Genomic DNA, 7,387 nt, shown 5'->3' with positions numbered 1-7,387 from the left:
CTGGTCAACACCCTGTTCGTGCTGGACGAGCCCAGCATCGGCCTGCACCCGCGCGACATGGACCGCATCAACGTGGCCATGCAGCGCCTGGTGGACGCCGGCAACACGCTGGTCGTGGTCGAGCACGACCCGGCCGTGATGCTGGCCGCCGACCGCGTGATCGATCTCGGCCCCGGCCCTGGCCATCAAGGTGGCCGCATCGTGTTCGATGGCACGCCCGAAGATCTCAAGAAGGCGGAGACATTGACGGGCGCCTACCTGGGCGCACGCCGCACCATCGGCATGGGCCTGCGCCGCGTGGTGCAAGACAACACGCCCAAGCTGATCCTGCAAGGCGCTCGCCAGCACAACCTGCAGAACCTCAACATCGCGTTTCCGCTGCAGCGCCTGGTGGGCGTCACGGGCGTGAGTGGCTCGGGCAAGTCCACCCTGATCCAGGACATCCTGCACCCCGCCCTGCTGCGTCACTTCGGTCAGGCCACGGATTCTCCGGGCGAGCACGATGAACTGCTCGGTGCCGACTGGCTGAGCGCCGTCAACTTCGTCGATCAATCGCCGATCGGCAAGACGGCCCGTTCCAACCCGGCCAGCTATGTGGGGGCGTTCGACGCGGTGCGCACCTTGTTCGCCGTCACCCCCTTGGCGAAGGAACGCCAGTACACCGCCGGCACCTTCAGCTTCAACGCGGGCACGGGCCGTTGCGCCACCTGCGGCGGCTCGGGCTTCGAGCACGTGGAGATGCAGTTCCTTAGCGACGTGTACCTGCGCTGCCCGGACTGCGATGGCACACGCTTTCGCGCCGAGGTGCGCGAGGTCAAGATCGAGCGCCTGGGCAAGCAGCTGTCCATCTCGGATGTGCTGGAGCTGACGGTGGCCGAGGCCGTGCGCCTGTTTGGCCAGGATGTGGACGTGGTCCGTGCCTTGCAGCCCTTGCACGACGTGGGCCTGGACTACGTGAAGCTGGGTCAGCCCGTACCGACTTTGTCGGGCGGCGAGGCACAACGCCTCAAGCTGGCGGGCCACCTGGTCGAGACGGCACAACAAGCCAGCAAGTCAGGCCAGCGCATGGCGCGCAAGGGCACGCTGTTCATGTTCGACGAGCCCACCACCGGCCTGCACTTCGACGACATCGCCAAGCTGATGCGGGCCTTTGCCAAGCTGCTGGATGCGGGCCACTCCATCATCCTCATCGAGCACAACCTGGATGTGATCCGCGCCTGTGACTGGCTCATCGAACTGGGCCCCGAAGGCGGTGATGCGGGCGGCCAGCTGGTGGCCTTTGGCCCGCCTGAGGAAGTGCGGCTGAAGCACACCGCCACCGGTGTGGCCCTGCGTGAATACGAAACGGCACTGGGCCTGAGCGCGCCCGGCAGCGAGGAGCCAGCCTCGACATCAAGCAAGGGCAAAGGCAAGGCCAAGACCAGCAAGGCCGCGGTGGATGACGCTGACTCCAGCGCGGCCGTCGTCGCCATGGAGCGCGAAGCCGCCTACGAGCTGGGCCTGGCCGACAAGCTGTGCGACGATGCGGGCACCTCCTTGCAAGCCATCATCAAGGCCCGCCGCGAACGCCGCCGTGAAGCAGCTGCCAAGGCCCCTGGCCACGACAGCATCGAAGTGGTCAACGCCCATGAGAACAACCTCAAGGGCATGAGCGTGCACATCCCGCGCGGCAAGTTCAACGTGATCACGGGGGTCTCGGGCTCGGGCAAATCCACGCTCGCGTTCGACATCCTCTTCAACGAAGGCCAGCGCCGCTATCTGGAATCGCTCAACGCGTATGCCCGTTCGCTTGTCCAGCCTGCGGGCCGGCCTGAGGTGGATGCGGTGTATGGCATCCCACCCACCGTGGCGATTGAACAGCGCCTGTCACGCGGTGGCCGCAAGAGCACCGTGGGCACCACCACCGAAGTGCACCACTTCCTGCGCCTGCTGTTCGTCAAGCTGGGCGTGCAACACTGCACCAACCCCGCTTGCTGTGATGCCGACGGCCACCCCATGGCCGTGCTGCCGCAAACCCCCGAAGCCATCGCGGCCCAGTGGGTGCGTGATTACCGCGGCCAGCACATTGGCCTGATGGCGCCGCTGGTGGTGAACCGCAAGGGCATCTACACCGAGCTGGCCAAGTGGGCTTCCAGCAAGGGCTTCACCCACCTGCGCGTGGACGGCGAGTTCCTGCCCAGCGCAGGCTGGGGCACGGCAGGCGGCCCCAAGATCGACCGTTACCGCGAGCACACCATCGAACTGCCGGTGGGCGATGTGGTGGTCAAACCCGAGAACGAGGGCAAGTTGCGCGAGCTGCTGGCCTCGGCGCTGGAACACGGCAAGGGCGTGGTCCACCTGATCACCGGGCTGGAAGGCCTGTCTGACGCACTGGCAACCGGCAAGTCCACGCTGCACATGGGCCGCGTCAAGGTCTTCTCGACCGAACGCGCCTGCCCCAGCTGCGGCACCAGCTACCCCGAGCTGGACCCGCGCCTGTTCTCGTACAACAGCAAGCACGGCTGGTGCCCCGATTGCGTGGGCACGGGCCTGGCCCTGACCCGCGAACAGCGCAAGGTCATGGACGACTCTCAGACCGATGACAACAAGGGCCGCGAGCAGACATTTGCCGAGCCCGATGTGGAAGACGTGACCGATGCCGAATGCGAGTCCTGCCATGGTGCACGCCTCAATCCGGTGGCGCGCGCCGTGCAACTGCGCGGCCAGTCCATCGCCGAGCTGTCGGCCCTGTCCGTCAAGGAGGCGCGCAAGTGGGGCGAGAAGCTCAAGCTCGATGGCCGCGAAGCCACCATCGCCCGCGACATCGTCAGCGAGATCAAGAGCCGCCTGAGCTTCATGGAGCAAGTCGGCTTGGGGTACCTGAGCCTGGACCGTGCGGCGCCCACCTTGTCGGGTGGCGAAGCGCAGCGCATCCGCCTGGCTGCCCAGCTCGGTTCTAACCTGCAAGGCGTCTGCTATGTGCTGGACGAGCCCACCATCGGCCTGCACCCGCGCGACAACCAGTTGCTGCTTGAAGCCCTGCACACACTGGGCGCAGAGGGCAACACGCTGGTCGTGGTCGAACACGATGAAGACACGATCCGCCGTGCCGAGCACATCATCGACATCGGCCCTGGCGCCGGTGTGCGTGGCGGCACCGTGGTGGCCGAAGGTACCGTGGCCGACATCATGGCGGCTGAAAACTCGGTCACCGGTCGCTGCCTGCGTTCCCCCATGGCACACCCGATCGGCGAGCGCCGCGCCATCACACCTGACACACCCCAGCTGAGCATCAAGAAGGCGAGGCTGCACAACCTGGACAAGGTCAGCGTCAAGGTGCCTTTGCAGCGCCTGGTGGCGGTGACGGGCGTGTCCGGCTCGGGCAAATCCACCATCGCGCGTGATGTGCTGCTGGCCAACGTGCAGACGGCCGTCAGCATCCCGCCGAAGGAACGCGCCAAGGCCGCACCGCTGTGGGTGGGTTGCGATGGCATCGAGGGCTGGGGGGCGGTCGACCGCGTGCTCGAAGTCGACCAGACGCCGATCGGCAAGACACCGCGCTCCTGCCCGGCCACCTACATCGGCTTCTGGGACACCATCCGCAAGCTGTTCGCCGACACGCTTGAAGCCCGCGCACGCGGCTGGGGTGCAGGCCGCTTCAGCTTCAACACCGGTGAAGGCCGCTGCCCGGCTTGCGAAGGCCAGGGCATCCGTACCATCGAGATGGCCTTCCTGCCCGATGTGAAGGTGCATTGCGACACCTGCAACGGCATGCGCTTCAACCCTGAAACGCTGGCCGCCACCTGGCGCGGCAAGCACATCGGTGATGTGCTCAAGATGGAGGTGGACGAGGCCGTCGAGTTCTTCGCGACCATGCCCTCCATCGCCCACCCGCTCAAGTTGCTGCAGGACGTGGGCCTGGGCTACCTCACGCTGGGCCAGCCCTCCCCCACCCTGTCAGGCGGCGAGGCGCAGCGCATCAAGCTGGTGACCGAACTCAGCAAGGTGCGCGATGACATCACCCGCCGTGGTCAGAAGGCGCCGCACACCCTGTACGTGCTGGATGAGCCCACGGTGGGCCTGCACCTGGCCGACGTGGAGAAGCTCATCCGTGTGCTGCACAGGCTGGTCGATGGCGGCCACAGCGTGGTCGTGATCGAACACGATCTGGATGTGATCGCCGAGGCCGACTGGATCATCGACATGGGCCCCGAAGGCGGCACGGGCGGTGGCAAGGTGGCGGCCCAGGGTACGCCCGATGAGATCGTGGCGAAGAAGACGCACACGGGCGTGGCCCTCAAGCACGTGCTGCATCGCACGCGGTGAAAGGCTTGGTGAAGATGCCACTGTGTCAGCGCTGACAAAAAGCGCACACGAAGCAGCAGCATGCGGCAGGCAGCATGGAGGCACCCCAACGCCATGCCCCTGCCGATCATGCACAACCACGGACTTGAACACGACCTGAGCGCCCTGGCGCGCCAGCACGACCGCCGACAGATCCTGCGCTGGCTGAGCACCGTGAGTGCGCTGGGCGCCACCGGCACCATGCCCTTGCTGGGCTGTGGCGGTGGTGGCGACGCGGGCAGCACCGCCACCAGCTCATCCACTGGCACCAGCACCACGTCCACCTCCACGACGGGCACGACCACCACATCAGGCACCGCCCTGAACACGTGCTCGGTCGCCCCGGAAGAAACAGCCGGCCCCTACCCAGGAGACGGCTCCAACACCAGCAATGGCGCCACCAGCAACGCCCTGATGCTGGCCAGCGTGGTGCGCAGCGACATCCGCAGCAGCATAGACGGTGCCACCGGCACAGCCGCCGGCGTGCCGCTCGTGCTCACCATCCAGCTGACCAATACCAACGCATCCTGCGCCTCGCTGGAGGGCTATGCCATCTACCTGTGGCACTGCAACCGCGATGGCAAGTACTCGCTGTACTCCAGCGGCGTCACCGATCAGAACTACCTGCGCGGTGTGCAAGCCACCGACGCCAGTGGCAACGCCACCTTCACCACCATCTTCCCGGGTTGCTATGACGGCCGAATGCCCCACATGCACCTGGAGATCTACCGCAGCCTGAACACGGCTACCAGCTACACCAACAAGCTCAAGACCACGCAACTGGCCTTCCCCGTGGCCACCTGCACCGAGGTCTACACCAACGCCAGCGGCTACAGCAGCAGCCTGACCAACCTCAACAAGAGCAGCTTCGCCACGGACAACGTCTTCAGCGATGGCGTCACGCTGGAGATGACGACACTGAGTGGCAGCGTGGCCGAGGGCTACACGGGCAACATCACCCTGTCGATCGCGGCATAGTGCTCAAGAACGCACAAAAGCTGCCGATACAGGCAGACGATGGACCGCAAACCTCAATCCTTCATCAGCAGACAGTTCAGTGACCGCAATGCGGCTTCCGCATTCTGGAAATTGATGCACAAGGTTGCCGTTGTGGCTGGCGCCACGCATGTGATGTTCCTGGGGCTGTTCTATGGCCTGGGGGCACACTCCCTGGCCTGGATCAATCTGGGCAGCGTCGTCCTGTTTGGTACCAGTTACCTGTGCCTGAAGCAGCGCCTCAATCTGCTGGCCGTGAGCCTGATCGTCACGGAAATCCTGGCGCATGCCGTTCTGGCTGTGCGCGCCATCGGATGGGACAGCGGCTTCCACTACTACCTGCTGGTTGTCGTCCCTGTGGTTGTCATCAGCCAGATGAAGGTGCGGGCGTTCAAGCCCGTTCTCATCTCTCTCCTGCTGGCCGTCTATGTGGGCATGGACTACACGCTTCGCGAGCTCCCTCCCTATGACCATGTCGGGCCGCAGACCCTTGCCGCCTTGCGCTACTTCAACATCGCGGTCACCTTCCTGCTGTTGACCTATCTCTCCAACATCTACCTGAAGCTGGTGACCAAGGCCGAGAAGGATCTGCGCGTGCTGGCCACCACCGACCCGCTCACCCACCTGCTCAACCGCCGCAGCCTGATGGAAGTGGCCGAATACGAGCTCGTGCAACGCCGGCGCAACCATGCACCTCTGGCCTTCGTACTGGCCGACATCGATCACTTCAAAGGCATCAACGACGAGTACGGTCACGCGGCCGGCGATGCCGTCCTGACCGCCGTGAGTCAGGTCCTGCGCCAGGCTCTGCGCGAACAGGACAGCGTCGCGCGATGGGGGGGTGAAGAGTTCCTGATCCTGATGCCCAATGCCACACTGGAAATGGCCAGCACCGTGGCCGAACGCCTGCGCCAGCAGATTGCGGCCATCGAGGTTCCTTTCGAAGGGCAGCAGATCAAGGTCAGCATGACCTTCGGCGTGAGCTGCCACCACGACGATGAATCCATCGAGGCCCCGGTCAATCGCGCCGACACAGCCCTCTACAAGGGCAAGCTCTCAGGCCGCAATCAGGTGGTGGCCGAGGTGGCCTGAACACCCAGGCCGTGGGCCCACACGGCGATGGTGAGCAACGCCAGGGCCGTGGTCCACAGAATCACACGTGGCACCAGGGGGGTGTTGACACCTTCTCGCTCGGCCAGCATGGACACATTGCTGGCTGAAGGCAGTGCCGCGGCCATGGTCAGGGTCAACAAGCCAGAACTGGTCAAGGGCACGCCGGCGCGCTGCAAGGCCCAGCCCAAGCCACACACGATGAGCGGGTGCACCGCCAGCTTCAGCAAGGCTGGCACCCAGATACCCGGGATGACCACACCCTCAGGTGCAGGCTGCATCTGCGCACGTGCCAGGATGGCCCCCAGGGTGAACAAGGCCGTGGGCGTGGCCGACAAGCCCAGCAAGCGCACGGTTTCATCCACAGGATGAGGCAGATGCCAGCCCATGCCCGCGAACAACATGCCCACGGCCATCGACCACAAGAGCGGATTGCGCAGCGCCCCCTTGAGCGATGCCTGCGCGGCATGCCAGGCCTCGTGTGGATCATCGCCAGGTGCTTCTTGCGCCGCGTGGGAATGCGCCCAGGCCAGGCACACGGAGCTCAAGAGCAGCACATCCACGATGAGGGTGGCCGCCACTGGCCCGGCTGCCTTCGGCCCGAGCAGCCCCGTCAGCAAAGGCAGGCCCAGAAAACCCGTGTTCGGAAAGGCTGTGACCAGCGCCACCAGCCCGCCATCACGACGGATCAAGCCCACGCGCACGCTCCAGATCAAGGCCAGCAAGGTGATCAGGGAGCCCGCCACGCCATAAACCAGCAGCAGCCCCAGCAAACCTTCCTGCATCAAGGCACCACTGGCGCTGAGCCGGAACACCATGGCCGACAGGCCGAAATACAGCACGAAGCTGTTGAGTCCCCCGATGCCATCAAGCGGCAACACACCGCGCCGCGCTGCGCCCCAGCCCATCAGAACCAGGGCAAAAAAAGGCACGAACAGGAGCAGCAGATCGATCATGG

4 protein-coding genes are annotated in these 7,387 nt (G+C 65.2%); 3 read left to right on the top strand and 1 reads right to left on the bottom strand.

What is annotated here, in order from left to right:
* The 3 genes from VFW93_RS15080 to VFW93_RS18930 form a co-directional block, all read left to right on the top strand.
* Positions 1-4,305, top strand: a 4,305-nt coding sequence (locus VFW93_RS15080) for an excinuclease ABC subunit A (protein WP_329694786.1), incomplete at its 5' end; no start/stop codon positions are given.
* 93 nt (positions 4,306-4,398) lie between these two features.
* The gene (locus VFW93_RS15075) at positions 4,399-5,301 is read left to right on the top strand and encodes an intradiol ring-cleavage dioxygenase (protein ID WP_329694785.1); all 903 of its coding nucleotides are present in this window, start codon (positions 4,399-4,401) and stop codon (positions 5,299-5,301) included.
* Positions 5,302-5,754: 453 nt separating this feature from the next.
* Positions 5,755-6,411 carry a GGDEF domain-containing protein gene (locus VFW93_RS18930; protein ID WP_414639688.1) on the top strand — a complete coding sequence of 219 codons (657 nt, stop codon included), beginning with the start codon at positions 5,755-5,757 and terminating at the stop codon, positions 6,409-6,411.
* On the opposite strand, the gene VFW93_RS15065 is transcribed toward VFW93_RS18930, so the two are convergent.
* Entirely contained in the window at positions 6,387-7,385 is a 999-nt protein-coding gene (locus VFW93_RS15065) for an AEC family transporter (RefSeq protein WP_329694783.1), read from the bottom strand. The two genes, VFW93_RS18930 and VFW93_RS15065, sit on opposite strands and share 25 nt — an antisense overlap.
* Between the last annotated feature and the right edge of the window lie 2 nt (positions 7,386-7,387).

Source organism: Aquabacterium sp. (assembly GCF_036279675.1).
Classification (GTDB): Bacteria; Pseudomonadota; Gammaproteobacteria; order Burkholderiales; family Burkholderiaceae_C; genus Aquabacterium.
The sequence above is the reverse complement of the archived record's forward strand: the minus strand, read 5'-3'. Positions and strand labels throughout refer to the sequence as shown.